General features: G+C 73.3%; 22 protein-coding genes. 10 read left to right on the top strand and 12 right to left on the bottom strand.

All coding sequences use genetic code 11. From position 1 onward, the window contains the following. Nucleotides 1–8 precede the first annotated feature (8 nt). A complete protein-coding gene (locus tag OJ997_RS14690; protein ID WP_270025882.1) occupies nucleotides 9–1,829 on the top strand; it encodes a M3 family oligoendopeptidase in 1,821 nt (606 codons plus the stop codon). Between the two features lie 23 nt (nucleotides 1,830–1,852). Here the strand turns inward: OJ997_RS14690 and OJ997_RS14685 are convergent, their stop codons facing one another. Continuing rightward, complete coding sequence (locus OJ997_RS14685; RefSeq protein ID WP_270025881.1) at nucleotides 1,853–3,058, bottom strand: M20/M25/M40 family metallo-hydrolase; 1,206 nt, start codon at nucleotides 3,056–3,058, stop codon at nucleotides 1,853–1,855. An 80-nt stretch (nucleotides 3,059–3,138) separates the two neighbouring features. Between OJ997_RS14685 and OJ997_RS14680 the strand changes: the two genes are divergently transcribed. Both OJ997_RS14680 and OJ997_RS14675 read left to right on the top strand, forming a co-directional pair. After that, nucleotides 3,139–3,669 carry an ATP-binding cassette domain-containing protein gene (locus tag OJ997_RS14680; protein ID WP_270025880.1) on the top strand — a complete coding sequence of 177 codons (531 nt, stop codon included), beginning with the start codon at nucleotides 3,139–3,141 and terminating at the stop codon, nucleotides 3,667–3,669. A 69-nt stretch (nucleotides 3,670–3,738) separates the two neighbouring features. After that, nucleotides 3,739–4,296, top strand: coding sequence for a helix-turn-helix domain-containing protein (locus OJ997_RS14675; RefSeq protein WP_270025877.1), 558 nt, complete (start codon nucleotides 3,739–3,741; stop codon nucleotides 4,294–4,296). Nucleotides 4,297–4,324: 28 nt separating this feature from the next. Here the strand turns inward: OJ997_RS14675 and OJ997_RS14670 are convergent, their stop codons facing one another. Together OJ997_RS14670 and OJ997_RS14665 are read right to left on the bottom strand one after the other, a co-directional pair. Then, nucleotides 4,325–5,089 (bottom strand): isocitrate lyase/PEP mutase family protein, encoded by a 765-nt coding sequence (locus OJ997_RS14670; RefSeq protein ID WP_270025875.1) that lies wholly within the window; start codon nucleotides 5,087–5,089, stop codon nucleotides 4,325–4,327. Next, entirely contained in the window at nucleotides 5,086–5,712 is a 627-nt protein-coding gene (locus tag OJ997_RS14665; protein WP_270025873.1) for a class I SAM-dependent methyltransferase, read from the bottom strand. The genes OJ997_RS14670 and OJ997_RS14665 overlap by 4 nt, the downstream gene beginning before the upstream one ends. Here OJ997_RS14665 and OJ997_RS14660 point away from each other — a divergent pair. Beyond that, nucleotides 5,707–6,702 carry a LacI family DNA-binding transcriptional regulator gene (locus tag OJ997_RS14660; protein ID WP_270025871.1) on the top strand — a complete coding sequence of 332 codons (996 nt, stop codon included), beginning with the start codon at nucleotides 5,707–5,709 and terminating at the stop codon, nucleotides 6,700–6,702. The genes OJ997_RS14665 and OJ997_RS14660 overlap by 6 nt on opposite strands. A 275-nt stretch (nucleotides 6,703–6,977) precedes the next feature. Beyond that, nucleotides 6,978–7,355 carry a type 1 periplasmic-binding domain-containing protein gene (locus OJ997_RS14655; RefSeq protein ID WP_270025869.1) on the top strand — a complete coding sequence of 126 codons (378 nt, stop codon included), beginning with the start codon at nucleotides 6,978–6,980 and terminating at the stop codon, nucleotides 7,353–7,355. Between the two features lie 10 nt (nucleotides 7,356–7,365). Here OJ997_RS14655 and infA read toward each other — a convergent pair whose 3' ends face one another. Further along, complete coding sequence (infA, locus tag OJ997_RS14650) at nucleotides 7,366–7,584, bottom strand: translation initiation factor IF-1 (RefSeq protein ID WP_028061634.1); 219 nt, start codon at nucleotides 7,582–7,584, stop codon at nucleotides 7,366–7,368. A gap of 110 nt (nucleotides 7,585–7,694) precedes the next feature. Between infA and OJ997_RS14645 the strand changes: the two genes are divergently transcribed. Together OJ997_RS14645 and glgP are read left to right on the top strand one after the other, a co-directional pair. After that, nucleotides 7,695–8,186 (top strand): methylated-DNA--[protein]-cysteine S-methyltransferase, encoded by a 492-nt coding sequence (locus OJ997_RS14645; RefSeq protein WP_270025868.1) that lies wholly within the window; start codon nucleotides 7,695–7,697, stop codon nucleotides 8,184–8,186. Nucleotides 8,187–8,395: 209 nt separating this feature from the next. Further along, a complete protein-coding gene (glgP, locus tag OJ997_RS14640; protein WP_270025866.1) occupies nucleotides 8,396–10,522 on the top strand; it encodes an alpha-glucan family phosphorylase in 2,127 nt (708 codons plus the stop codon). A gap of 45 nt (nucleotides 10,523–10,567) precedes the next feature. On the opposite strand, the gene OJ997_RS14635 is transcribed toward glgP, so the two are convergent. The 4 genes from OJ997_RS14635 to OJ997_RS14620 all read right to left on the bottom strand — a co-directional run bounded on the left by OJ997_RS14635 (nucleotide 10,568) and on the right by OJ997_RS14620 (nucleotide 19,461). After that, nucleotides 10,568–13,849: a phosphodiester glycosidase family protein gene (locus tag OJ997_RS14635; RefSeq protein ID WP_270025865.1), complete on the bottom strand. Its 3,282-nt coding sequence runs from the start codon at nucleotides 13,847–13,849 to the stop codon at nucleotides 10,568–10,570. Beyond that, entirely contained in the window at nucleotides 13,846–17,196 is a 3,351-nt protein-coding gene (locus tag OJ997_RS14630; RefSeq protein ID WP_270025863.1) for a phosphodiester glycosidase family protein, read from the bottom strand. Before OJ997_RS14630 ends, OJ997_RS14635 begins: the two co-directional genes overlap by 4 nt. Nucleotides 17,197–17,380: 184 nt before the next feature. Next, nucleotides 17,381–17,860 carry a hypothetical protein gene (locus tag OJ997_RS14625; protein WP_270025862.1) on the bottom strand — a complete coding sequence of 160 codons (480 nt, stop codon included), beginning with the start codon at nucleotides 17,858–17,860 and terminating at the stop codon, nucleotides 17,381–17,383. A gap of 68 nt (nucleotides 17,861–17,928) precedes the next feature. Next, nucleotides 17,929–19,461 carry a S8 family peptidase gene (locus OJ997_RS14620; RefSeq protein WP_270025861.1) on the bottom strand — a complete coding sequence of 511 codons (1,533 nt, stop codon included), beginning with the start codon at nucleotides 19,459–19,461 and terminating at the stop codon, nucleotides 17,929–17,931. Between the two features lie 128 nt (nucleotides 19,462–19,589). Between OJ997_RS14620 and OJ997_RS14615 the strand changes: the two genes are divergently transcribed. Then, on the top strand, nucleotides 19,590–19,967 hold the full coding sequence (locus OJ997_RS14615) for an arsenate reductase family protein (protein WP_270025859.1): 378 nt from the start codon (nucleotides 19,590–19,592) through the stop codon (nucleotides 19,965–19,967). Here the strand turns inward: OJ997_RS14615 and OJ997_RS14610 are convergent. Genes OJ997_RS14610 through OJ997_RS14600 form a run of 3 tightly spaced genes read right to left on the bottom strand, consistent with a single transcriptional unit; the run spans nucleotide 19,964 to nucleotide 22,299 of the window. Then, complete coding sequence (locus OJ997_RS14610) at nucleotides 19,964–20,962, bottom strand: ABC transporter permease (protein WP_270025858.1); 999 nt, start codon at nucleotides 20,960–20,962, stop codon at nucleotides 19,964–19,966. The two genes, OJ997_RS14615 and OJ997_RS14610, sit on opposite strands and share 4 nt — an antisense overlap. Beyond that, nucleotides 20,955–21,518 (bottom strand): TetR/AcrR family transcriptional regulator, encoded by a 564-nt coding sequence (locus OJ997_RS14605; RefSeq protein ID WP_270025857.1) that lies wholly within the window; start codon nucleotides 21,516–21,518, stop codon nucleotides 20,955–20,957. The genes OJ997_RS14610 and OJ997_RS14605 overlap by 8 nt, the downstream gene beginning before the upstream one ends. Nucleotides 21,519–21,573: 55 nt before the next feature. Next, complete coding sequence (locus OJ997_RS14600) at nucleotides 21,574–22,299, bottom strand: alpha/beta fold hydrolase (RefSeq protein ID WP_270025856.1); 726 nt, start codon at nucleotides 22,297–22,299, stop codon at nucleotides 21,574–21,576. Between the two features lie 142 nt (nucleotides 22,300–22,441). Between OJ997_RS14600 and OJ997_RS14595 the strand changes: the two genes are divergently transcribed. Both OJ997_RS14595 and OJ997_RS14590 read left to right on the top strand, forming a co-directional pair. Further along, on the top strand, nucleotides 22,442–24,022 hold the full coding sequence (locus OJ997_RS14595; protein ID WP_270025855.1) for an MFS transporter: 1,581 nt from the start codon (nucleotides 22,442–22,444) through the stop codon (nucleotides 24,020–24,022). 42 nt (nucleotides 24,023–24,064) lie between these two features. After that, nucleotides 24,065–25,246, top strand: coding sequence for an HtaA domain-containing protein (locus OJ997_RS14590; protein ID WP_270025854.1), 1,182 nt, complete (start codon nucleotides 24,065–24,067; stop codon nucleotides 25,244–25,246). Nucleotides 25,247–25,742: 496 nt separating this feature from the next. On the opposite strand, the gene OJ997_RS14585 is transcribed toward OJ997_RS14590, so the two are convergent. Further along, on the bottom strand, nucleotides 25,743–26,720 hold a 978-nt coding region (locus tag OJ997_RS14585), incomplete at its 5' end, for a hypothetical protein (RefSeq protein WP_270025853.1).

The following is a 26,720-nucleotide window of genomic DNA, read 5'->3' as shown; positions in this document are numbered from 1 at the left end:
TTGGTGGGATGACCTCCCCCGATACCGTGAGCGACCCGGAGCTGCAGGAGGTCGCCTGGGACCTCACCGACCTTCTGAACGGCGCCGGGAGCGGCGATCCCCAGGCCGGCGTGGACGCGCTGCTGGCCGAAGCGCAGACGCGCGCGGACGCGTTCGCCGACCGCTACGCCGGCAAGCTGGCCGAGATCGACGGCGCGGGCCTCATCGCCGCGATGCAAGCGCTCGCGGAGATCGAGGAGATCGCGGCCCGCGCGGGCACCTACGCGCATCTCGCGTTCAGCGTCGACACGCAGTCGCCGACCAACGGCGCGCTGCTGCAGCGCGTCGAGGAGAAGGGCACGGCGATCGAGACCAAGCTGCTGTTCTTCCACCTCGAGTGGGCGGCGCTGGACGACGCCAAGGCGGAGGAGCTGCTCGCCACCGACGGCCTGGACTTCGCGCGCCACCACCTGGCGACCGCGCGCCGCTACCGCCCGCACCTGCTCAGCGAGCCCGAGGAGCGCATCCTCACGGAGAAGCAGCTCTCGGGCCGGTCGGCCTGGACGCGGCTGTTCGAGGAGCAGACGGCCGCGATCACGGTCGAGCTGCCCGAGGTCGGGGACGTGCCGCTGGACGCCGCGCTCTCGCAGCTGTTCAACCCGGACCGTGAGGTGCGCCAGGACATCGCCGCGCGCGTCACCAAGGCGCTGCAGCCCGGGCTGCGCACGCGCGCCTACGCCTTCAACACGCTGCTCGCCGACAAGATGACCGACGACCGGCTGCGCAACTACCCGCACTGGCTGTCGGCGCGCAACCTCTCCAACGAGGCCTCCGACGAGTCGGTGCAGGCGCTGATCGACGCGGTCCGCGCGCGCTACGAGCTGCCGCGCCGCTGGTACCGCCTGAAGGCGCAGCTGCTCGGCGTCGACAAGCTCGCCGACTACGACCGCATGGCCGCCGTCACGCAGGACAACGAGACGATCGCCTGGCCCGAGGCCAAGCGCATCGTGCGTGAGTCCTACGCGAACTTCTCGCCCGAGCTGGGCGGGATCATCGACGACTTCCTGTCGAACCCGTGGATCGACGGCCCGGTGCGCCCGGGCAAGCGCGGCGGCGCGTTCTGCTCGTACGGCGTGCCGAGCGCGCACCCGTACGTGATGCTCAACTACACGCACCTGCGCCGGGACGTGCTGACGCTGGCGCACGAGCTCGGGCACGGCGTGCACGCGGTGCTCGGCGGCTCGCAGGGCGTGTTCCACATGGCGACGCCGCTGACGCTCGCCGAGACCGCCTCGGTGTTCGGCGAGACGCTCGTGTTCGGTGAGCTGCTCGAGGCCTCCCCCACGCCGGAGTCGCGGCTGTCGCTGCTGGCGGAGTCGATCGAGGGCTCGATCGCGACCGTCTTCCGCCAGGTGGCGATGAACCGCTTCGAGCACCTCGTGCACACCTCGCGCCGCGAGGAGGGCGAGATCTCGGTCGACCGCTTCGGCGAGCTGTGGGCGCAGTCGCAGGAGGAGCTCCTCGGCGACGCGGTCGAGGTCACCGAGGGCTACCGGTCCTGGTGGTCGTACGTCCCCCACTTCGTCGCCTCGCCGGGCTACGTGTACGCGTACGCCTATGGGCAGCTGCTCGCGCTCGCGGTCTACGGCCGCTTCGAGGAGGAGGGCCCGGGCTTCGAGGCCGACTACGTGAACCTGCTCCGCGCGGGCGGCTCCAAGTCGCCGGAGGAGCTGGGCCAGATCGTCGGCGTCGACCTCGCCGACCCGGGCTTCTGGGACAAGGGCCTGGACCTCGTCGAGCGCAAGCTGGACGCGGCCGAGCAGGCCGCGAAGGACGCCGGCCGGATCTAAAGGCTTCTTAAGGCCCTGGGTCTTTAACTTCGCGCGATCGCCCGGATCATCGTCCGGGCGATCGTGGCGAGCTCGTCCGCAGAGACGTTCTCGTCGACGGCGTGCGCGAGCTCGATCCCGCGCGTGCCGACCATCACGGTCGGGATGCCGCGGGCGGTGAACAGCCGCAGGTCGGCGCCCCAGGGCACGCCGGCGAGCGGCGCGCGGCCGGTCTCGGCGGCAAGCGCGTCCTGGACCGTCTTCACCCACGGGTGCTCGGGATCGGTGGTGCCGGAGGCGAAGGCGCCGCCCTCCCAGGTGAGGACGCAGCGCGGGAGGTCGTCGTCGAGGGCGGCGTCCACGACGCGCTGCAGCTCCTCGCGAGCGGTCTCGGGCGCGACGCCGACTGGCACGCCGAGGCGGCCCTCGAACACCAGCTGGTCCGGCACCATGCTCGACCACTCGCCCGCGCGCAGCTGGCCGACCACCAGCGGGTACGGCAGCTCGAGCTCGCGCATGAGTGGATGCGCGACGTCGGCGTTCACCGCCTGCTCGTGGCGCGCCAGCGCGGCGTGGACCTTGACGTAGCGGTCGATCGCGGAGTGGCCGGCGAGGCGCTCCGCGGCGTGCGTGGCGACGCCCCGGATCTCCCCCTTGAACGTGAGCGCGCCCGCCTGGGCGCAGACGACGCGCAGGCCGGTCGGCTCGGGGATGAGCGCGGCGTCGAAGCGCGCGTCCCGCTGCAACGCCGCGAAGGTGCCGAGCCCGCCGTCCTCCTCCGACGGCACGGCCATCAGCACCACCTCGGGGTGGTCGACCTCGCGCAGCGCGACGAGCGCGTGCAGGGCGCTGATCACCGGACCCTTCATGTCGACGCTGCCGCGGCCGTGCAGCCGGCCGTCCTCGACAGCGCCCGACCAGGGGCCGAGGCGCCACGGCTCGGTGCCAGGCGAGACGACGTCCACGTGGCCGTTGAGCGCGATCCGGCCGGGTCTGGAGCCGGGCAGCCGGACCGTCAAGCCCCACAGCTGCTCACGCGGCGCTTCCTCGCCGGGATGCTCGGGGTGCGCACGCAGCGCCGCCAGGTCGTGCTGGTGGAGGTCGGCTTCGAGACCGTACGCAGCCGCCTGCGCGGCCAGCCACTCGAGTGCCGCGCGCTCGTCGCCGGTGACGCTCGGAATGCGCACGAACGCCGACGCGTCGCGGATCAGCGCCTCTGTGTCGAGCGCTGCGAGCGCCGCCTCCTCCATCCCGCGAGCCTAGTACGTCCGTGGAGACCTGGACGATCGGGGAGGGCGCTACGGCACCCTTTGACCAGATGATCGACGGTATGCAAGCGGCACTTGTCACGAGCACCGGGCTCGACCTGCACTTCGGTCGGCGGACGGTGCTGTCGGGCATCGACCTCGTCGTCCGTGCGGGCGAGGTCCACGGCGTGCTCGGCCCGCGCGGGTGCGGGAAGAGCGTGCTGCTCGGCGTCCTCGCCGGGGACCTGGCGCCGACGTCCGGCTCCGTGTCCGCGAACGGCGCCGTGCTGATCGCCGACGAGACCGGGGCGTCGCTCGCGCTCGCACGGGCGCTGGCGGGCTCGCCGCTCGTGCTGCTCGTCGACGAGCCCTCGGACGGGTTCGACGCCGCGACGCGCGCCGCCGTACGCGAGCTCGTCCTGCGGCACGCCCGGCGCGGAGGCGCGGCCCTGTGGGCGACCCGGCGACTCGACGCGCTCCATGGCGTGGCAAGAACGCTGACACTCCTGGCGGGCGGACGCGTACGGTACGCGGGCAGCGTCGAGGCGCTCGTGATGCGCTCGATGGCCGAATCCGCCGAGGATGTGGCCGATCGGCTGGAGCGCGCCGCGTAAGTCTGATCAAAAGCCCAGGTTGTGGCGAGGTGACAGTTTTCGTCGCGTCAGGCGTTAGTCTGAAAGACGGTGCTTAGTGACGCTGCTTCCACCAATGGTTTTGAGACGGACCTCGGCGCCCGCGTTCGTTCGCTGCGCCGGGAACGTGGGCTGACGCTCAAGGGCCTCGGCCGCTTGGCCGGGCTCTCACATCCCTTCCTCTCGCAGGTCGAGCGCGGGCTCGCGCGGCCGAGCGTCGGCTCGGTCGAGCGGATCGCGGCCGCCCTGGACGTGTCCGTGGCGCACCTGTGGGCGCCGCCCCGCCGCGGCGACGCCGTGCGGATCGTCCGCCGCGACGAGGGCGCGGTGGACGACCGCGGTGGCGACGTGTTCCGCGAGCTGCCGGGAGACCCGGGCGCGCCGTCCCTGCGCGAGTGGTCGGCTCCCGGCCGGCGCTGGCCCGCGGAGCCGACGGTCACGCGCGGCGAGGTCGCGATCTACGTCGCCCGCGGCTCACTCGAGGTCGACCTCGACGGCACGGTCCAGAAGCTCGAAGAGGGCGACACGCTCCGCTTCGACGGCGCGATCCCGCACCGCCTGCGTCGCGCGGGCGGCACGAACACCCGCGCGCTGCTCGTCACTTCTTAAACGTCCTGGACGTTTATTGACCCGGCAACTACGGGCGGTTCGCGAGGTCCGCGGGTGGTTCGCCGCCGCCGAGCAGGGTCTTGGCGGTGCGGCCGAGCGCGGCCATCGCTGAGCCGAGCGGTCCGGGGCCGTAGCTCACGCGCGGGATGCCGAGGCGGGCGAGCTCGTCCAGCGTGGGTCCGGCGGCGCTGCCGAACACGCTGATCGGGCCGCGGATCTTGATCACCAGCTGCTCGAGCCGCTCGACGTCGTTGACGCCCGGGACGAAGATCACGTCGGCGCCGGCGGCCAGGTAGGCGCGGGCCCGTTCGACGGCGTCGTCGAACTCGCCGCCCTGCAGGAAGACGTCGGTGCGGGCGTTGATGACGATCGGGACGCCGGCCGCCTCACCCGCCGCGCGGGCGGCTTGCACGTTCGCGACGTGCTCCTCGATCGGCTCGAGCGTGCCGTCGGCGGTGGAGTCCTCCAGGTTGCAGCCGACCGCGCCCGCCTCGATCGCGCGGGCGACCGTGGCGCCGGCGTCGCCGAAGCCCCGCTCCAGGTCCGCGCTGACGGGCAGCTCGACGGCGCGGGCGACGATCCCGATCGCGTCGAGCATCTGGTCGAGCGGGATCTGCTCGCCGTCCCCGTAGCCACGCGAGGCGGCGATCGACCAGCTCGCGGTGGCGATCGCCTTCGCGCCGGCGTCGGCGACCACGCGGGCGCTCACGGCGTCCCAGGCGTTGACGAGGACCAGCGGCTCGGGCGCCGCGTGCAGGCGGCGCAGCTCTTCGGCTTTCTCTCGCTGCGTCATGGACGGGAGCCTGCCACACGCATCTTGTGGATCGCGCCCTGGGGGATCTCCTTCGCCTTGCGCGTCTCGATCGTGAACGTCTCGGCCGCGCGCTCCAGGAACGGGCCGGCATGCTCGCGGCCGGGGTCGGCCAGCCAGATCTCGCCGCGCGCGTCGATCAGGCGGGGCAGCAGCGGCAGCAGCGCGATGCCGTTGCGCGGCTCGTAGAGGACGTCGCTCGCCAGCACGAGGTCCCACGGCGCGCGAGCCACGATCGCGTCCGGCGCGCTCCAGTCGACGCACAGCGCTTCGAGCGTGAGCCCGTTGCGCTTGGCGTTGCGCTCGAGCAGCGCGATCGAGTCGGGCGCCCAGTCGGTCGCCGTCACCCGGCCTCCCGCGGCCGCCGCCGCGAGGCTCACGAGGCCGAGCCCGCACCCGAGCTCCAACGTGCGCGCGCCGCGCAGCGCCCGGGCGGCGACCACCCGTGAGAGCGCGAGCGCGCTCGGCCAGAGATCCGCCCAATAGGGCAGGAACTCGTCGTGCGCGAACGCCTCTTCGCTGATCAGCGCCTCGGCGTCGCGCGGCCGCAGCAACGCCAGGTCGCGCCCCGCGACGCCGACGACTTCCTCCACAAGATCGTGCACACCCCTAGCATTGCGGAGATCTCCGCTCCTCCACGCGTCACCAGCGTCGACGTCGCCCGCCGTGCCGGCGTCTCGCAGTCGACGGTCTCGCTCGTCCTCTCGGGGAAGGCCCGCGGCCGCATCTCCGCGCGCACCGAGGAAGCCGTCCGCGCGGCCGCCGCCGAGCTCGGCTACCGGCCGAACGTCGCCGCCCGCGCGCTGCGCACCGGCGTCGCCCGCAGCGTCGCGCTCGTCGTCCCGGACATCACGAACCCGTTCTTCGGCCGTGTCCTGCGCGGCGCCCAGCGCTCCGCCCAGGAGGCGGGCTACACGGTCGTCCTCGTCGACATCGGCAACAACCGCGCCTGGGAGGCGGCTTCCGTCGAGGCGCTCCTCGCCGGCCCCGCCGACGGCCTGCTCCTGTTCGAGGCCGACCTCCCCCCGGGCGCGAGCGAGCACGCGATCCAGATCGAGATGACCCCCGGCGGCAAGTTCCCGGTCGTGCGCCTGGACGTCGAAGCGGGCGTGGACTGCGCGATCGACCACCTCCAGTCGCTCGGCCACACGAAGATCGGCCACGTGGCCTCCAACTTCGACGCGCCGACCTTCGACCTGCGCCGCGACCGCATGCGTGCCCGCCTCGGCGACGACGTCCCGACCGTCGCGGCCCCGTTCAACTTCGAGGGCGCGAAGACCGCCGCGGCGCCGATGCTGGACGAGGACGTCACGGCGGTGTTCTGCGACGACGACATCCTCGCGGGCGGCGTCTACATGGCGGCCCGCGAGCGTGGCCTGTCGATTCCGGGCGACCTCTCGGTCGTGGGCTTCGACGACCTGGACTTCGCGCGGGTGCTCGCGCCGCCTCTGACGACGGTCGCGGTCGACGCGGAACGACTCGGCGCCCTGGCCTTCTCGGCGCTGGCCGCCGACCTCGCGGGCGAGCCCGTCCCGGCCGAGCAGGTCATGCCGGTCTCGCTGACCGTGCGCGAGTCGACCGCCCCGCCGCGCTAACGGCGAGCACACCCGCGGCCGCCGCGTCAAGCGAACTCGCGCTTCGCGGCGAGCCCGCTTGACCCGTCGGGGCGGGCGCGCTCATGTGCCAATGAGCCGGGTTCCCCGGACTGTGGAACGCGTTGCGTTCCCCGTCGGGCGATTCGCTCGGGCTCGTTCCGCGATGCAAAACGAACATCGCCGTCTGCCACGCGAGGGCTCGCCGCGCGTTAAGACCCGCGCAACCTCAAGTTCTCGCCTTGAACGTCGAAGTCATACGTATTATGCTCATTCGTATGAACAGGATCCAGATGAAGCTCGCCGCCGTGGCGGGCGTGCTCGCGGTGTTCGCGGGCTCTGCGATCGCGAGTCCCGAGGACAACCGGTCCAAGGGCGCGATCGTGGTCGCCGGCTCAGCCGCGACGGACAAGGCGGCGCTCGCGAGCGCCCACGCGGTCGCGGATGCGACCGGCTCCGACCTGAAGGTCGTGAAGACGAACGCCGAGCAGCTCGGCGTCATCCACATGCTTGCCGCTCGCGGCTACGACACGGTCGTGACCGTCGGCGTGGACCGGCGCACGGCGGTGGCGCCGGTCGCGGACAAGTACCCGCGCGTCCGCTTCGTCGCGGCCAAGGCCAATGGCCTCGGCGCGGCGATGAGCGGCGCGGTGTAGCGCCTACGGCCTACTTGTAGCGGTAGACGATGCGCCCGCGGTTGAGGTCGTAAGGCGAGACCTCGACCCGGACCTTGTCGCCCGGAAGCACGCGGATGCGGAACCGGCGCATCTTGCCGGCCAGGTGCGCGAGGAGCTCGTGATCGTTCTCGAGCTTGACGCGGAACAGCAGGTTCGGGAGGGCTTCAGTGACCTCGCCGTCGATCTCTAGCTTCTGCTCTACTGCCATAAACGCCTTTCATGCGTGGTGAGGTAATGCGGGCGCGCGGAGACGCGGCTGCCGCTGGAGATATTCATTCTACCCCTCACACCTAGGGGTCCAGTCGCGTTTCACGGGTCATGCACACTGCACTGCTCCAGAGTCCGATCGGCCCGCTCCACGTGACGGTCGACGAGGGCGGCCTGACCGCGCTCTACACGGCCGAGCACCGGCTCTACGCGGCGACTGAAGCACCGCGGGACGAGACGTTCGGCGCCGTCCGCGAGCAACTCGACGAGTACTTCGCCGGCACCCGGCAGACGTTCGAGCTGCCGCTGCACGAGCGGGGCACGCCGTTCGAGCGCGCCGTCTGGGCCCGGCTACGCACCATCCCCTTCGGCGAGACCGCCACGTACGGGGAGATCGCTCGCGAGCTGGGCAGCGCACCACGAGCCGTGGGTCGCGCGAACGGCCGCAACGCGATCTCGATCATCGTCCCCTGCCACCGGGTGGTGGGAACGAACGGCAGCCTGACGGGCTACGCCGGCGGACTCCCGACGAAGCAGCAGCTCCTCAGACACGAGAGCTTGTTCGCCGGGCGGCTATCGGAGCCGCCCGGCGTCGCGTTCTAACGAGGCGTGTCGTCGAGGGCGCCGCCGCAATGCGGGCAACCTGCCCGCTCTGCAACGCGCGCCTCCGGCCACAGCCGAAGACAGCGAAGGCACAGGATCCTCATTTAGATCCTCCTTTCATCACGCTGAGAGCGCTATGTGGCGCTCGATCAGCACCTGCAAGCTTATCGGCAGGCCAGAAGGGAAGCTAAAGACCTATGCTGGCCCACGTGCAAGCAGGCAGCCGCGACCTTGAGCGAGCCGCCCAGGCCCTCGCCACACGTCTTCCAGACAGCCTGGGCGTCTTCGCCCGTCTCGCCTACAACTACCGCTGGGCTTGGGACCCGGACGGCCCCGACGTCTTCCGCGACATCGATCCCGATCGCTGGGAGAAAGTCGCCGAGAACCCGGTCAAGCAATTGCAGGAGGCCGCGACCGAGCGGCTGATCGCCGCGTCGGAGGACGCGGCGCTGCTCGAGCGGGCCGCCGCGGTCGAGGAGCGCGTGAGCGCCGACCTCAACCGCCCGGCCCACGACGGCCCCGCGACGACCGACCGCCCGATCGCGTACTTCTCCGCCGAGTACGGCTTCCACGGCTCGTTCCCGATCTACTCGGGCGGCCTCGGTGCCCTCGCCGGCGACATCCTCAAAGAGGCCTCCGACCGCGCCTGGCCGCTGGTCGCGATCGGCCTCCTGTACCGCCACGGCTACTTCCGCCAGCGGATCGACAACCGCGGCTGGCAGCACGAGTACTGGGTCGACACCGACCCGGACCGCCTGCCCGCGGCGCTCGTCACCGGTGATGACGGGGAGCCGATCACGGTCAGCGTCACGATCGGCACCGAGGCAGTCGTCGCCCAGGTGTGGCGCACGAACGTCGGCCGTGTGCCGCTCTACCTGCTCGACGCGGAGCGGCCCGAGAACTCGGAGTCGGCGCGCTGGATCACCTCGCGCCTGTACATCGGCGACGAGGACACGCGCCTCGCCCAGTACCTGCTGCTCGGCATCGGCGGCGTGCGCGCGCTCGAGGCGATGAACATCGACCCGAGCATCGTGCACCTGAACGAGGGCCACGCCGCGTTCGCCTCGCTGGAGCTCGCGAAGCGCGAGTACAGCGGGCACGGCACGCTCGGCGCCGCGCTGGAGGTCGCCCGCAAGCGGACGATCTTCACGACGCACACGCCGGTCCCGGCGGGCAACGACACCTACCCGGCCTCGCAGGTCGAGACCGTGCTCGAGCACATGGCGGGCACGCTCGGCGTCGAGGCGTCGGAGATCATCAGCCTCGGCCGCACCAACCCGGAGGAGGAGGCCGAGCCGTTCGGCGTGACCCAGTTCGCGCTGCGCACGAGCCGTGCCGCCAACGGCGTCGCCCGCCGCCACGGCGAGGTCGCCCGCGAGATGTGGCAGGCGATGTGGCCCGACAAGGCCGTCGACGACGTCCCGATCACCTACGTCACCAACGGCGTGCACATCCCGACCTGGCTCGGCAAGCCGATCTGGAACCTCCTCAACAAGCACCTGGGTGAGGACTGGCTGGACCGCGCGACCGACCCCGCGACCTGGGCGCCGGTCGACGACATCCCCGCCAAGGAGCTGTGGGACGTCCGCCACCAGCAGCGCGCCGAGCTGATCGAGTACGTCCGCCATCGCGCCGTCGTCGACCGCCTCGCACGCGACGAACCGCGGCCGTACGCGGAGGCCGCCGCGAGCTTCGACCCCGACGTGCTGACGATCGGCTTCGCCCGCCGGCTCGCCACCTACAAGCGGCTGAACCTGCTCCTGCAGGACGTCGAGCGCGCGATCCGCGTCGTCGGCGGCGACCGCCCGATCCAGGTGCTGCTGGCCGGCAAGGCGCACCCGCGCGACGACGCCGGCAAGTCCCTCGTCCAGGGCCTGTTCTCCATGAAGCACGCGCCGGGCTTCGCCGGCCGCGTCGCCTACCTGGACGACTACGACCTGCGCATGGCAGCGCACCTCGTCCGCGGCTGCGACGTCTGGATCAACCTCCCGCGCCCGCCGCTGGAGGCCTCCGGCACGTCCGGCATGAAGAACGCGGTCAACGGCGGCCTGCAGCTGTCCGTGCTCGACGGCTGGTGGGCGGAGGGCTACGACGGCCACAACGGCTGGGCGCTGTCCGGCGACGTCGACCCCGACCACGGCGCGCAGGACGCCCGTCACGCGCACGAGCTCTTCCGGCTGCTGGAGGAAGAGGTCGCGCCCGAGTTCTACAAGGCCAGCGGCGACGGCATCCCGCGCGACTGGGTCGCCCGCATCCGCCGCTCGCTGCGCACGCTCGGGCCGGAGTTCGGCGCCGGGCGCATGCTCGAGGACTACGAGAAGAAGGTCTACACGTAGGCCGGTCCCCCGGGGCGGCTGCGCGCCGCCCCGGGTGTTCTCCGCCTAGTGTCCGCGGACCGTCACGCCGAAGCTGCGCGTGACGGTGCGTGCGCTGCCGCCCGTGGGCGTGAAGCGCAGCGTCGCCTTCACCGTCGCCTTGTGCGAGCGGCCCTTGGCGATCGCCGCGCGCGTGCGCGCCGACAGCTTGAGCGTGACCTTCACCGTGCCGGCCGAGCGGGCGGTCGTGGTGTGCGAGCCGACCGTGACGGCCTTGCGGCCCTTCGGCGTCGCCTTCGCGCTGACGACCAGGCGGCCCGCGCCCGGCACGCTGACCTTGAACGTCAGCGCGGTCGACGAGCCCGCGGCCGAGAGCACGCGGATGACGTTGCTCGGCATACGGATGGGCATGGGCTGGAGCGGCGGTCCGGGCGGTGCCGGAACCACGACCGGCGCCTCGGTGCCCGGCGGGGCCGGCGTCGGCTCCGGGTCCGGCTCCTGCTCCACGGGCGCGGCGGTGACCTGCACGGCCTGCTCCGCGTGAGCGCCGTCGGCGTCCACAGCGACGGTCACCGTGCCGGCCTTCAGCCCGGTCAGCGTGCGCGTCGCGGGGTCGAGGATCGCCACCGCGCCGAGGGCTCGCGCCGCTTCGACGTCCGCGCCGATCACCAGCCCGGAGCCCGACCAGCGCGGGGAGAGCGGGAAGCGGGCGGGCACACGGCGCGTGGCCTGCGTGAGCGTCGCCGCGACGGCCGTGGAAGCGCCGGTCGCGAGCGTGGCGGGCACGGACAGCTCGATCGTGTCCGCGAGCGCGTGCACGTCGGCGACCAGCCCGCGCGGGCCGGCCGTCAGGCGCGTCCACCCCGTGAACCCGCCGCGCGCGGCGTTGCCCCGCGGGGCGGTCAGCGGCGGCAGCGACAGCTCGGCAACCCCCTCGACACGCCGCACCTCGGCGAGGCGCGAGCCCGCGGTGAGCAACGCGACCGGCTTGCCGGAGCGCTCCGCGAAGCCGGCGAGCGCCTGCTCGAGCAGCACGCCCTCGCGCGGGTCGGTGAGCGCCCGCGCGGCGTCGCCGAGCGCGTCGGTGACCGGGCGGTAGGACGCCACGACCACCCCGTCGACGGCCGGGTTCGCGGCTGCGTCGTCGAGGGCGGTGGCGAGCGCCGTGACCTGCGTGGCGCCGGCGTCGAGCAGCGTGCCGCTCGCGGAGTCCAACAGCACGAACCTCGTCCCGTGATGGTCGAACGTGCGACGGGCGGGACCGAACGTCGTGGTGAAGCTGCCGCCGTCCGCGCCGCCGGGCGTGACGACGCACGGCACCTTGCCGGCCGGGGCGGCGGGGAGGGTCGAGCCGGTGACGAGGACGCAGCCGCCGCGCGTGAGCGCTTCGGCCGCTGCGGTCGTCTGGCCGTCCTCGCCCGCGGAGGTCACGCCGCCGCCGACGAGCACGAAGTCCGCGCCGCCGGCACGGGCACGGGTGAGCGCGGCGACCGTCGCGTCGGCGCCCGCGTCGTCCGCTGTCGCGATGCCAGGGTTGGCGAGCGCCGCGAACGTCCACGGCTGCGCGCCGTCGCCCTGGCTCGCGACGAGCGGATCGGGCGTGGGCGGCAGCTCGAGCGCGGGCGGGCTCGCCGCGCCGACGGTGACCGTGAGCTCGCTCGCGACGTTCCCGGAGCGGATCCGCAGCAGCGTCGCCCCGACCGCCCGCGGAGCGATCCGCACCGACCCGTCGCTCGCGGCCGTCGCGCTGATCACGGCCGCGTCGAACGAGAGGGTCGTGTCAGCCGCGTCGAGTGGGCCCGAGAACCCCTGCGCGTCGCGTCCGGTGAGCGGGATGTTCGTGGCCCGCGCGGTCGTGCCGGCGAACGCGACGGCGGCCTGCGCGGGCGTGATCGTGGCGAGTGGCCCGAGCACGCGCACGCTCGACGTGCCGGTGGCCGTCGCGCCCGTCGCCGTCACCGTCAGCCCGCCAGGGGTGGCCGGCGCGGTCAGGCGGCCGTCGGCGTCGATCGTGCCGCGCGTCGTCGACCAGCTCACCGAGGCGGGCAGCGGCGCCGGCGCCCAGCCCGCGTCGACCGCCGTCGCAAGGCGGAGGCGCAGGCGGGCGCCCGGGAACACGCGCGCGACTGTGCCGCCGGAGCGGGCGGCGTCGCCGTCCGGGTCGAGCAGCAGCGTGCGGGCGGTGCCGTCGCCGGGCGTGACGATCAGCCCGATGCCGTTGGCGTCCGTGCGCTCGCGGCCGTCCGACGGGACGTTGCGGATCGCGGGCGTGGCCTGTCCGGCCGCTCGGGCCAGCAGCTCGGAGGAGCCGCCGCCGTCGAGGTTCTGCGCGTTCCACGCTCCGGACGCGGCGAGCAGCGCGCCGAGTTGGCTCTGGGAGATGCCCGGGAAGCCGGAGCGGCGGCCGTCGACCACGGCGAGGTACACGTGCGTCGCGTCGCGGTCGAACCCGATCGCCGTGCGCGGGTTCGGGTTCAGCGGGTCGCCGAACGCGTCGGACGGGACCGTTTGGACGATGCCGTCGCGCAGGATCGCGGCGCCGCCGCTGACCGCGAGGCGCACGCTTTCACCGCCGGCGGTGGTGACGCCCGCGGTCACGGACACCGCGTCGCCGACCTGCAGTGAGGCGAGGCTTGTCGCGCCCGCGCCCCGCCCGACCAGGTAGAAACCGTCGGCCGGAATCGCGCCCGCGCCGGGCGTGGTGGTGCTCACGGACACGACCTTGCCGGCGCGCACGAGCACCTCGGCGGTGCTGCTCGCGCCGCTCGTCGGCCGCGCGCGGGAGTAGGTGCCCCACTGCGGGGTGAACTGGACGATGCCGTCGGCGGTCGTCGCGTAGGTGTTGACGCCGGCCAGCGAGGCGAGCGTGCCGCCGTTCGCGGTGATCGACCCGGCGAACGCCAGCTGCGTCTGCAGCGCCTTGCCGGCCGTCGTGATCACCGACGCCAGGCTGCCCGCGGCGGCCGGCGTGGACGTCTTGCGCAGCGCCCCGTCCTTGACCTCGAAGCCCTGCGACGCGTACGAGTTGTTGATGTCGAAGAAGTCGGCGTTCACGCCGGCCATCGCGCCCGCGCTCTTGGCCTGCTCGCTCAGCACCTGGCCCTGCGCGATCACCGGCGGGTGCAGCAGGTCGAGCTTGACGTCCGGACGCGCGAGGTCGGCGCGGAGCACGTACGCGTCGACCCAGCCGCCCGCGGCCGGGTACTGCAGGTGCCGCAACGTGATGTCGGGACCGACCTGCTCGCTCGTGTCGAGCGCCGGGAGGACCTGCGCCCGCGCCGACGGCACGGCCGGGCCGACGGCGACGGCGGCGACCACCGCCGCCGCCGTCAGCAGCGCGCGCCTCACGCCTTCACCGTGATCGCCTTCGTGGTGGTCACCGTCTTGCCGTCGGCGCGCTGTGCCGCGATCACCACCGTGACCTTGAGCTTGCGCACGCGCTTGAGCTCCTTCCGCGCGGCCGCGCTGAGCTTGAGCGACAGCGTCTTCGTCGCGCCGTTGCCGAGCGTCACGCTGCCGCGACCGACCACGACCGTGCGCGAGCGCAGCTTCGCCTTCAGCTGCACGGCCGCGGAGGCGATCGAGCCCTTCGGCACGGAGACCGTCAGCTGGATCGCGGTGCGCGTCGCCTTCAGCCGCGGCGACAGCGACGTGGTGCGCGTCGCCGCCGGTGCGGGCGTCGGGCTCGCGGTCGGCGCGGGGAGCGGCAGCGGCGTGGCCGTCGCGGACGGCGTCCCCGACGGCGACGGCGTGGCGGTCACGGTGGGCGTCGCCGTGGCGGTCGGCGTGGGCGTGGGCGTGGGCGTCGGGGTCGGCTCCACCTCGGGCTCCTCGGCCGCGACGATCTCCACCTTCGCCTGCCCGGTGACCGGCGCGTCGGCGTTGCGGCCGTCGATCGTCGCGGCGATCGTCACCTCACCCGCCTTCAGGCCGGTCAGCAACCCGGTGCGCGGGTCCAGCAGCGCGAGCTTGCCGGCCGCCCGCGCGTCCCGCAGCGCCGCCGGCCCCGAGCCGATCGCGAGGCCGGTCGAGCCAGACCAGCGCGGCGTGGCCGGGTAGCGCAGCGGGATCGTGCGGACACCTTCGTGAGCGTCGGCGTAGACCGGATCGGACGCGTCGACCTCGACCGTCTCGCTCGCGTCGACGACCACGCTCGTGCCCGCCGGACGCAGGTCCGCGCCGATCCAGTCGCTGCCGGCGTCCGACGCCTCGGAGTCCACGTCGAACCGGGCCCAGCCGTTGAAGCCGCCCGCGTCGGCGCTGCCGCGCGGGTCGCGGTTGACCGCCGGGACGCCGACCTCGGCCAGCCCGGCCGAACGCCGGACGCCCGCGATCCGCGCCTCGCCGTCGATCAGCACGACACCCTTGTGCGTCTCCGCGCGGAAGCGCTGCAGCAGGCTCTGGAGCATCGCGCGCTCGTTGGCGTCGGTCAGGCCGAGCGACGCGTCACCCGTCGGATCGGTGGTGGGACGCGTGGTGATGACGGCCACGGCCCGGATGGACGCGTCCGTCTCGGCGCCCGTGAGCGCTTCGCGCAGGACGGCGAGCTGGGCCGCGTTCGCGCGCAGCGTCGCGGCCGAGGAGTCGAGCAGGACGAAGCGGACGCCGTCGTGGTCGAAGGTGCGGTGGGCGGGCCCGAAGCTCGCGGTCCACTCGGTGAGCGAGCCGGCGCCGCGGTCGGCGGGCGCCGGCACGGCCACGCACGGCACGCCGTCACCGTCCGGGAGGCTCGTGCCGGTGGCGAGGTCGCAGCCGGCTGCGATCAGGGCGCTCGCGGCCGCGGCGGCCTGCCCGGTCGCGCCGCTCGCGGTGACGTCGGAGAGCAGGACGAAGTCGACGCCGGCCGCGCGGGCGGCACGCACCGAGCGCGCCGCGCGCGCCGCGGCGTCGTCGCCCGCACCGGCGACGCCCAGGCCGGAGAGCATCGCGAAGCTCCACGGCGCGAGCGTGGACGTGCCGTCGACCGAGACCATCCGGTCGGCCGGGTCCGCGGCCGGGATGACCGTCGGCAGCGGCACGTCGCCGACCCGCACGGCGACGGCGGCGGTCGCGTCTCCGGCGGTGATCCAGAGCACGGTCGAGCCGGTCGCGCGCGGCGCGATCTGCAGCCGGCCGTCGCCCTGCACCGTGGCGGCGATGATGTCCTCGTCGAACTCGAGCGTCGCGGCGGCGGCGTCGACCGGAGCGTCGAAGCCCTCCGCGTCCTTGCCGGCGAGCGCGATCGGGGACGGCGACGCGTCCTTGTCGGCGAACGAGAGCGTGGTGGGCGTCGCGGTGAGCGAGTGCACCTCGTCGAGCACCTGCACGTCAGCGGTGCCGGTCGCGCCGCCGGAGGTGGCCGTGACGGACACGCTGCCCGGCGTCAGCGGAGCCGTCAGGACGCCCGACGTGTCGACGCTGCCGCCGCTCGTGGCCCAGGTCACCGGGTCGGTCAGCGTCGCCTTCCCCCACGCGCCGTCGAGGGGCGTCGCGGTCAGCGCCAGCCGGCCGCCCGCGAACACGCGCGGCGCCGACTTGACCAGGAGCGCCGCGAGCGAGCCGTCGCCCGGGGCCGTGAGCACGCCGACGGCGCCGTTCTCGTTGCGCTCGCTGCTCGTTCGCAGCGTCATGTCGTTCGTGCCGGCAGAGCGCGCCGAGAGCGTCGTCGAGCCGCCGCCACCGAGGTTGATCGCGTTGAACGCGCCGAGCTCGCGCATCAGCCTGCCGAGGTCGGTCAGCGACGTGTTGCGGACGGCGGCGAGGAAGGCCGTGCGCCCGTCGGCCGAGAAGCCCATCGCGGTGCGCGCGGCGGCGCCGGCCGTGTCGTCGGTCGCCGTGACGGCGCCGGCGGTGACCAGCGGCGCGACGATCGCGTGCCCGCCGAGCGCCTGCGCGAAGTCCGGCGCGGCACCGCCGGCCGCGGTCTTGAGCGCGTAGTCGAGCGCCACCCGGTCGCCCTCCTTGAACTGCGCGAGCGCGGTCCCGCCCGCCTCGCGGCCGACCAGGTAGAGCTCGTTCGCGGCGATCGCGCCGCTGCCCGGCGTGCCGCTCCGGACCTGCGTCACGACGCCGTCGACGACCTTGACCTCGACGATGCCGCTCCCGCCCGTGCGGTTGCGCGTCTCGCTCCCCCACAGCCCCGTGAACGCCTCGATGTCGCCGGACTTGGCGGCGCTGTAGTTGTTGATCGCCGCGAGCGGCAGCGTCGAGACCGCCGCCGCGGCGTCGGTACGCGTGATCGTGCCGGTGAACAGCAGGCTCTGCATCGCGCCGAGCCCCTGCGCGGTGACGCCCGCGACCGGCCACGGCCGCGTCTCCTTCGGATCACCCGAGGCGCGCAGCACGCCGTCGGCGATCTGCGCGTGGTTGGGCGCGAACGAGTTGCCGTTGTCGTAGGCGTCGCCGTTGACCGCGCCGACCGCGCCCGCGGCCTTGGCCAGCGCGCCCGGCGTCGTGCTGTTGCCGACCGGCTTGAAGCTGACCGTCGGCGACGTCAGGAACTTCAGCCGCGCGCCGCTCTCCCCCATGCGCACCTCCAGCACGCTGGCGTCCGCCCAGCCGGGCGTGAGCAGCGGCTTGAGCGTGCGCAGCGTGACGCCGGGCGCGAGTGGCTCGGTGGTGTCGAGCGCCGTCAGCGGGCCGGCCGCGACGGCGGCGGGCGGGAACGCGGTGAGGGCGACGACGCCGGCCGCGAGCGTGCGGCGACGGCCGCGCAAGGACGCGCGGGATCGACGAGAAACCGTGGGCATGAGAACTCCTTGTTCACGCGCCGCCAGACCGGAGCGCGCGCAGATGACCGACCGGGCGGGCCCTCATCCACGGGCCGCGCCAGTTAGTCCGCCACTGTGACCGCTCGCCGCGGCTCGTTCGTGAACGAGCCGTTACACCCGCGCGAGCGGATTAAGGGTTGATGATCTCGGGCTCTTCGGGTGTCGGCGTCGCGCCGGCGCCCGGGTCCGGGGTCGTCTCACCCTCGACCGTCGGCGTCTCCGTCGCCTCCGGCGTCACGGGGTCCACGGTCGGGACCTCCGTCGGGACCGGCGCGACGGTCGGTACCGGGACCGTGCCCGCACCCGCACCCGCGCCCGCCTGGAACGCGTCGAGCTGCTGCTGCACGTCCGTCCGGATGCGGTTGAAGTTGGTGTCGATCTTGCTGTTCACCTCGTCCACGCGGTCGTTGACCTCCTGGACGGTGATGTAGAACATCAACCCGACGCCGAGCAGGACCACCAACGCGGCGACCGCGAGCATCCAGGGCGCGACGCCGCCAGAGCGGCGGAAGCTCGCCGTGCAGTACGGGCACTGCGGACCCGTCGCCCACGAGATGCGAGCGCACTTTGGACACACGCGCTGCGGGGGCGCGCCGACTGAACCCTCCATGCCCCTAGCGTAGAAGCGAAACGCCCCCACCACCGGTGTGGCGGGGGCGAACGTTTATGAAGCGGCGGCTAGGGGCGCGAGAAGCTCAGCGTGAACGCACCACTGCCACGCCAGGAAGTGACGCGCCAGTAGTAGTAACCGGCCGTGCCGGCATAGCTGATCTGCTCGGTCGAGGTTGACCCCTCGGAGTTGGCCACGCGCGTCCAAGTGGACCCGTTCCACTTGTTGAGCGAGAGGTCGAAGTCGGCGCTCGACGGTCCCGTCAGGCACGCGCGGTGCGTGCCGGAGGCGGTCGACTGGTAGTAGGTGCCGCCCGGGACGACGGCCGAGGCGCCGCTGCCGGAGAGGTTGCCCGACTCGGTCTCGGTCCCGCACGTCGGGTTCGGGGTCGGGGTCGGCGTGCTGGTCGGCGTCGGCGTGACCGTCGGGCTCGGTGTCGGCGTCGGGTTGGTCCCGCCGCCCGGCGGCGCGATGTACAGCAGCCGGTTCGGCGACCCGCTGCCCGGGCTCGTGACCTTGCCCGTGGTCGCCTGCGCGATCAGGTAGCTCGCCACGGTCGCCGGGCTCGCGCCCGGGTTGCCCTGCAGGTACACGGCCGCCGCTCCCGCCACGTGCGGCGAGGCCATCGACGTGCCGCTGATCGTGTTCGTGGCGGTGTTGCTCGTGTACCAGGCGGACGTGATCCCGTTGCCGGGCGCGAAGATGTCCACGCACGTGCCGTAGTTGGAGAACGAGGCGCGCGCGTCGGTGCGCGTCGTCGCGCCGACCGTGATCGCCTCGGCCGTGCGCGCCGGCGAGGAGTTGCACGCGTTGGTGTTCTCGTTGCCGGCCGCGAGCGCGTACGTCACGCCGTCCGCGATCGAGTTGCGGACCGCCGTGTCGAGCGCGCTCGAGACGCCGCCGCCGAGGCTCATGTTCGCGACCGCGGCCTGTCCGGCCGCATGGTTGGTGGTGACCCAGTTCACGCCGGCAATCACGCCCGACGTCGAGCCCGACCCGTTGCAGTCGAGCACGCGCACGGCGACGAGCGACACGCCCTTGGCCACGCCGTAGAGCGAACCGCCGACCGTGCCCGCGACGTGCGTGCCGTGGCCGTTGCAGTCGTCGGCCGAGCCGCCGTCGATCGCGTCGTAGCCACTCGTCGCGCGCCCGTTCGCGAACTCACCGTGGGTGAGCCGGATGCCGGTGTCGATGATGTACGCCTTCACGCCCGCGCCCGGGTTCCCGTACGAGTACGTCGTGCTGAGCGGCAGGTCGCGCTGGTCGAGGCGATCGAGCCCCCACGTCGCGTTCGTCTGCGTCGCGCTGAGCCGGATCACGCGGTCCTGCTCGACGAAGTCCACGGCCGCGTCCTGCTTGACGGCCGCGAGCGCCTTGCTGTCGAGCTTGGCGCTGAACCCGTTGAGGACCCGCCCGAAGCTCTCGCGCTGGATCCGCCCGCCGCGGTCCCGCGCTTTCGTCTTCGCCCGATCCGCCGACGCCGTGCCCGCGTTCGCCTTGAGCACGACGATGTACTGCCCGTCGATCGCTTCCTGCGCCTGCGCGCTCGACGGAACGACCACGAGCGCTGCCGCAAGCAGCGCAAGGGTGAATGACTTCACAGTGGCCTCCCTTTAGCCCCTGCCTGAATTGTTCGGAACGCCAACACGTTCCGCTCCCGCGGCGGAGAGTAGGCGCTCGCGACGACCGCTGCTGACGGCGTGTCCGCACGGAGACCTACGATCCTCCCGTGTCCTCCCTGACCCTTCTCCACAACCCGCACTGCCCGACCTCCGTGCACGCGCTGGACGCGCTCACCGAGGCCGGGCACGAGGTGCAGATCCGCAAGTACCTGCTCGTCGCCGAGCGCCTCGACGAGGCCGAGCTGCGCTCGCTCGCCGAGCGCCTGCAGGGCGACCCCGTCGACGCGCTGATCCGGCGCGACAAGAAGTACAAGGACCTCGGGCTGGAGGCCGACGGCTGGGACATCGACCAGGTCGTCGCGACGCTGCTGCAGCACCCGTCGCTGCTGCAGCGCCCGATCCTCGACGACGGGGAGGCGACGATGATCGGGCGCCCGCGCTCGCGCCCCGCGGAGTGGGCGAAGGCGGGGAAGGTCGCCGGCTAGGCGGCAGCTGCCGCGGCGGCGGCCTCGATCTCCGCCTGCTCGCGCGGGACGACCCGGCCGCCGCGCCACAGCGCGAGCGCCGCGCCGAGCACGCCCCAGCCGACCAGCACGACGATCGGGCCGAGGATCCGCGCGCCGTCGAAGTAGAGGATCGAGCGGACCAGATCCACGCCCGCGCCGGGCGGGAGCAGACCGCCGACCGTGCCCCAGAAGCCGGGCAGCAGCGGCCGCGCGTAGGCGCCACCCGCGGCCGGGTTGCCGAGGATCACGAACAGCAGGATCACGAGGCCGGTGCCCGCCATCCCGGCGAGCGCCTGCAGCCCGGAGCTTGCCACGGCGGTCGCGAACACGATCAGCGCGCCCGCGGCCCACAGCGCGAGGAACGGTCCGCTGAGCACGTCGAAGGCGAGCCGCACGACGAGCAGCGTGAGGAGGCTCCCGAGCACGGCGAACGCGGCGAGCGCGCCGACGCGCAGGCCGGCGAGGTTGCGAGTGGAGCTGCGGTTGCCCGCGACCATCCCGAGCAGCACGGCCGCGAAGTAGCCGCCGAACACCCACGCGATCACGACGTAGAACAGCGACGTGCCGTTCGGGTCGGCGCTGTCGGGCGGCTTGACGTCCTGCACCTTCGCCGCCGGCTGATTCTGCTCGGCCAGGACGCGGTTGACGGTCAGCTCGAGCGCGGTCGCGGCCGCCCGGTTGGGACCCGAGGCGGTGTAGAGCGTGTTCGCGCTCGGGTCGTACACGCCGTAGATCTCGCGGTCGTCGAGTTGCTGGAGCGCGGCCTGACGGTCGGCGACGGCGTGGACGTCGAGCGGTTGACCGGGCAGGTCGTTCAGCTGCTGCGCCTGCTGGGCGGTGCCGACGAGGGCGACCGGCATGTGCCGCGGCGTCGGGTCGTGGAACGCGCCGACGTAGGACGTGGCGAACGCGACCATCAGGATCAGGGCGCCGACCAGCAGCAGGGCGGCGGCTTTGCGGGGGTTCTCAGGCATGGGAGACCAGTCGTTCGAGGAAGTCGGTGGCGACGGGCGCGACGGCGCGGATGTCGTCAGCGCGGAGGGCGAGCTCGTTGATGGCGGCGACGGCGCCGAGCGCGAGCGGCGGGGACAGCGGTCGCAGCTCGGGGAACTGCGCGGCCAGCTCGATGCTGATCTCGACGACCACGGCGGCGAAGCGATCCTGCCCGTCCTGGCGCGAGGCACGCCCGGCCGGTCCGATCGATGCCACCTCGAGCAGCGACGCGCGCTCGCCGTCCGACGCCGAGGCCAGTGCCTCGACGTACGCGCCGACCATCGCCGCCAGCCGGTCACGCCAGGCACCGTCGGCGGCGCGGTGCGCGTCGAGGACGGCCTCGACCACGCGCGCCCCGAACTCCTGGTGCAGCGCGATCAGCGCGCTGTCCTTGTCGGGGAACTGCGCGTAGACCGTCGTGCGCGAGGCGCGCGCGGCCTTGGCGATGTCGGCGATCGTCGTCGCCGAGTAGCCCTTCGCCGCGATCGCGTCGGCGACGCCACGGAGGACCTGCTGTCGCTGCGCTTCTGAGCTCACAGTACGAAATCGTACTCAGGGGTACGATTCCGTACTGTGCGCTTCCTCCGGACGGTCAGGCGGCGACGGGCGCGACCGCGCGCACGGCCTCCCGGATGACGTCGGCGACGACCTCCGGCTGCGACAGCGCGACAGCGTGCGACGCGCCCTCGACCTCGCGCACGGTCATGCCGGCGCGCTCGAACCCGAAGCGATGCACGTCCGGGTTGATCGTCGTGTCCGCGGTCGGGACGATCCCCCACGACGGCTTGACCTTCCACGCCGCGGCGCTCGCCGGCTCCTCGAAGGCCGAAGCGGCCAGCGGGCGCTGGGACACGGCGAGGAACTCGGTCTGCGCGCGCGGCACGTCGGCCGCGAAGACCTCCGGGAACGCGGCGGGATCCACGGAGACGTCGGTACCCGGCTCGCCGCCGGCGATCGGGAACGGCGCGAACTTGAGGTTGGCGGCGAGCGCCGAGTCCGGGAAGCGGCCCTGCAGCTCGCCCAGGCTCTCCCCCTCGTCGAGCGCGTAGGCGGCGACGTAGACGAGGCCGACGACGTTCTCGTGCGTGCCGGCGAGCGTGATCACCGCGCCGCCGTAGGAGTGGCCGACGAGCACGACCGGCCCGTCGATCTGGTCCAGCACGGACCGCGTGTAGGCGGCGTCGGACTCGACGCCCCGCAGGGGGTTCGGCGGAGCCACGACCGTGTACTCGTCCTTGAGCTGGGCGTGCACCGCGGCCCAGCTGGAGGCGTCGGCGAACGCGCCGTGGACGAGCACGACCATGGGTGAGGCAGACATGGAAGTCATGCCCCGGCACTCTTGCGGCCCGGGCGAAGGTCAGACATGCGGGAGGGCAGGACAGCGGGACCGAGCAACCGGACACGGCTGTCCGGCCTGCCGTACACCTCCACCGGCCGGGCGGCACATACGGTCCAGGGCCATGACGCTTCGCGCTCTGGATGGCTTCGCACCGCTTCGAGGCCGGGCGTTCCGCACGCTCTGGCTGGCCCAGTTCGCGAGCAACATCGGCGGTTGGATGCAGACCGTCGGCGCGCAGTGGCTGATGCTGTCGCTCAGCGGCTCGGCCGCGTACCTGGCCTTCGTGCAGTCGGCGGCGAGCCTGCCCGTGCTGCTGTTCGCGATCCCCGCGGGCGTCGCCGGCGACCTGTTCGACCGGCGCCGGCTGCTGCTGGTCTGCGAGGCGGCGATGGCGCTGGCGTCGCTGGCGCTCGCCGGGCTCGCCGTGGCGGGCCTCGTGACCCCGTGGATCCTGCTGGCGCTGCTGTTCGCGATCGGTGCCGGACAGGCGTGGTCGGCGCCCACCTGGCAGTCGCTCCAGCCCGAGCTCGTCCCGGCCGAGCAGCGCCCGCAGGCGATCGCGCTCGGCTCGGTCAACCAGAACCTCGCGCGCGCGATCGGCCCCGCGATCGGCGGCGTGCTGATCGCGGTGAGCGCCCCGAGCACGACGTTCTTCGTCAACGCGGCCAGCTTCCTCGTGGTGATCGTCGCCGTCGCCCGCTGGCGCGAGCGGACCCGTGACCTCGCGGCCACGACCCTGCCGCGCGAGCACGCGCTCGCCGCGACGCGCTCGAGCGGCCGGTACGTCGCGCACAGCCCGCTGCTGAAGGCGATCCTGCTGCGCGCCGGCGTCTTCGTGTTCTTCGCGAGCGCCGTGTGGGCGCTGCTGCCGTCGGTCGCCACCCGGGAGCTCGGGCTCGGCTCGGGCGGCTACGGCCTCCTCCTCGGCTGCGTGGGGATCGGCGCGGTGGCGGGCGCGGTCGCGCTGCCGGCCGTGCGCGCCGCGCTGCGCCCCGAGCGCGTGCTGGCGCTCGGGACGGTGCTCGTCGCCGGGGCGGCCGCGGTGCTGGCCGCCGTGCCGGTGGTCGCCGTCGCGTGCGTCGCGCTCGTGGTCGCGGGCACGGGCTGGATCCTGTCGCTCGCCACGCTCAACTCGACCTTCCAGGCATCTCTGCCGGGGTGGGTCAAGGCGCGCGGGCTCGCGTTCTACCTGGTCGTCTTCCAGGGCGGGAACGCGATCGGCAGCGCCGTGATCGGCCTGCTCGCCGCGCGCTTCGGGGTGACCGGGACGCTGGGCGCCGCGGCCGCGCTGCTCGCCCTGTCGCCGCTGATCGCGCGCTTGGCGCCGATCCCGGACATCACGCCCGACGAGCTCCGGCCGGCCGGCGACGTCCCCGCCTCACACGCGCTCGCGACGGATGTGGGCGGCCCGGTGATGGTCACGCTCGAGTGGCGGGCGCGGCCGGGCGAGGCGGGTGCGCTGGCGGCCACGATCGCGGCGGGCGAGCCCGCGCGCCGGCGAACCGGCGCGACGGCCTGGAGCAGCTGGGCCGACGCCGAGGACCCCGACCGGATCGTCGAGCAGTTCGTCGTCACCAGCGCGCTCGAGCATCAGCGCCAGCACGAGCGGATGACCGTCCGTGACCGCGCGCGGATCGCGGACGCGGCGGCCCTGGCCGTCGGGCCGCCGGTCACGACGCACTGGACGCACGCGCAGCCGTGAAGGTGTTAGGGCACCCTAACACGCGTTGTTAGGCTAGTGGTCATGCCTCGCCTCCTCGCCGCGGTGGTCGCCGCGCTGCTCCTGCTGCCCGCCACGGCGGGCGCCTCCACCACGCTGACGCTCAGCGGCAGCGCCGTGACCAGCCTCAAGTCGCAGGGCGTGAAGCTCTCCGCGGTCAAGCCGGCGACGCTCAAGGGCTCCAAGCTCGCGCTGAAGGCGAAGAGCGTGAGCCTCACGCGCGTGGACTACGACGGCGCGCTGCGGCTGAAGAAGGGCTCGCGCACGGTCACGATCAAGGGCTGGCAGGCCGCGCTCAGCAACCAGCCGACGTTCAGCACCCAGGTCGGAAGCAAGCGGAGCACGCTGCTGAGCACCTCCGGCGACGTGTCCAAGGGCGCGAAGCTCACGCTCACGACCAAGGGCGCGGCGACGATCAAGAAGGCGCTCAAGCTCAAGCGCCTCAAGCGCGGCGCGTTCGGGCGCGTGACGCTCTCCGAGCAGCTCCCCGACGGTGGCACGGGCACGCCGACCAACCCCGCCGCGGGTGGACCGCCGCCGGCGACCGCCCCGATCACCAACGAGCCGCCGCTGCTGGCCCGCCCCGCGACCGCGGTCGACATCAAGGCGAGCACGATCACGTGGCGTGTGCGCGACTCCTTCGTCCAGTACCTCAACGCCGGCGGCAAGCCCACCGACGGCACGCAGCCGATCGCGCCCGGGACCGCGGACGCGCCGATGCGCGGCTGCACGAGCAGCGGCGCGGCCAACGACGCCGAGCTGCTCTACCAGTTCCACTTCCCGTTCAAGAGCGGCTGGTACGACCCGGCCTCCGGGACCGCGGCGCTGTACTACAGCGGCGGCGTGCACTTCGGCTACGCCGACCACACGATCGACCTCAACGGCGGCGACCCCGAGATCGAGCTCAACGGCGCGAGCTCGCGCGCGATCTTCCGCTTCAACGGCTCCGGCGGCACAGCGGTCGCCAACAAGCGCGAGGTGCTGATGAACCTCGCCACGGCGGCCGGCCCGGTCGCCAAGGCGTGCACGGTCGACCCCGGGCCCGCCGGCCTGCCCGCCTCCGCGGCCAACCCGGACGGCACGACCACGTACACGTACGAGCGCATCGCGGGCGTGATCCCGGACGGCTCCGCCCAGACCGTGTTCGCGGGCTTCTACCTGCCCGGCGACAAGTTCGGCTGGATGACGGTGTCGTTCACCGTCTAGCCGCGCTCGTTCCTTCGTCGGCGGAGCCGTCGATCAAGCTCTGCGTGTCATCACGGATCGCCTGCAGCAGGGCGAGTGCAAATTGGTCTGCGGTGGCGTCGAACTCGCGCACAAGCGCGTCATGCGCGTGCTCGAACTAGGCGTGCTCGTCCAGGAACCTGTGCACGCGAGCGGCGAACTTTGCACCGTCAATCTGAGGGAAACGGAACAGGCGCGGCTCCATCTCCACTAGACCCTCGACGATGGCCGTAGACGAGACCAGTCGAGTCTCCAACAGAGTCCGCCACCCACGGACTCTGCTCGCGCCATCCTTCTAGTTCCGGCAGGAAGTCCAGCGGACTCGCCAGCTCGATGCTGAGGTCGAGCGCACCAACTCGCGGATGCGCGTCGAGTCGGCGTCAGCGCGCACGGTCGAACGCGTGGTCCGGGGCGATCGTCGTCATTGAAGGCACTCTCGCAGCTTCCCAATCCTTCAAGAGCGTTTCGTTCCGGCCGCCTATCCCACCCAGGTGGGGTTGACGCCGCTCGGCAGCCGACGGATGCGCGGCTGGGCGGCGTCGACGTCCAACAGGGTGATCGCCCCGTCGCCCGTCGCGCGCTGGCCACTGCGGAGCGCGACGTGGCGGCCGGTCGCGGCGAGCTCGTGGCCGGTCAGCGCGGGGAAGTCCTTCACGGCGCTGAACGTGCCGTCGGCGTTGCGGGTGAGCACGCGCAGGTGCGCCGGCGCGCCCACGTGGTCGGCGACGAGGACCGCGACGCGCTGGTTGGAGAGCCACGCCGCGGAGCGGATCGAGCCCGCGCGGTACGCGGTCCTCGGCGCGGGCCAGGCGGTGGCGTCGCCGCCCTTGGCCGCGTAGGTCACCAGGCGTGTGTAGGCGCTGTCGCCGGTGGAGGCGAGGGCGAGGACCGAGCGGCCGTTCGGCGCCCAGGCCGGACGGCCGACGCGCAGGCCGCGAGGCTTGGCGCACGTCGGCGCGGTCGCCGGGTCCTGCGGGTCGAGCACGCACAGCAGGCCCGCGTCGGACGGGCCCTTGGGCTCGCGCGCGATCACGGCGAGCAGACCACGGTCGGGGGAGAACACGGGCCGGTGGAAGTCACCCTCGGCGAGCGGCTCGACCGCCGTGCCGTCGGCGGAGATGCGCACGAGCCGGCGTGCGTCGTCGGCGACGTGCACGGCCGCGAAGCCATCGTCGGTCGTGGTCGGCGTCTCGAGCCGGTACTTCGGCGCGGTGAGCCGCACGGCCTCCTCGTCGGCGCTCGTCCAGCGGTAGAGCTGGCCGGTCGTCGCGCCGGCGAACACGACGTGCCCGGGAACGGCCGCGACCTTGGCGCTGGCCTTGGCCTTCGCCGCGCCGCCGGCCTTCGCCGCGTCCGCGTCGGCCGTGCCACTGCCCGCCTTCGTCGCACCCGCGTCGGCCGCATCGCCGGCGTTCGCTGCGTCCGCGCCCGCCGCGCCCACGCCGCCCGCCGCCGC

Origin of the sequence: Solirubrobacter phytolaccae, assembly GCF_027587195.1 — a bacterium.
Taxonomy (GTDB): Bacteria; Actinomycetota; Thermoleophilia; order Solirubrobacterales; family Solirubrobacteraceae; genus Solirubrobacter; species Solirubrobacter phytolaccae.
This window is presented reverse-complemented; position numbering and strand designations above follow the sequence as displayed.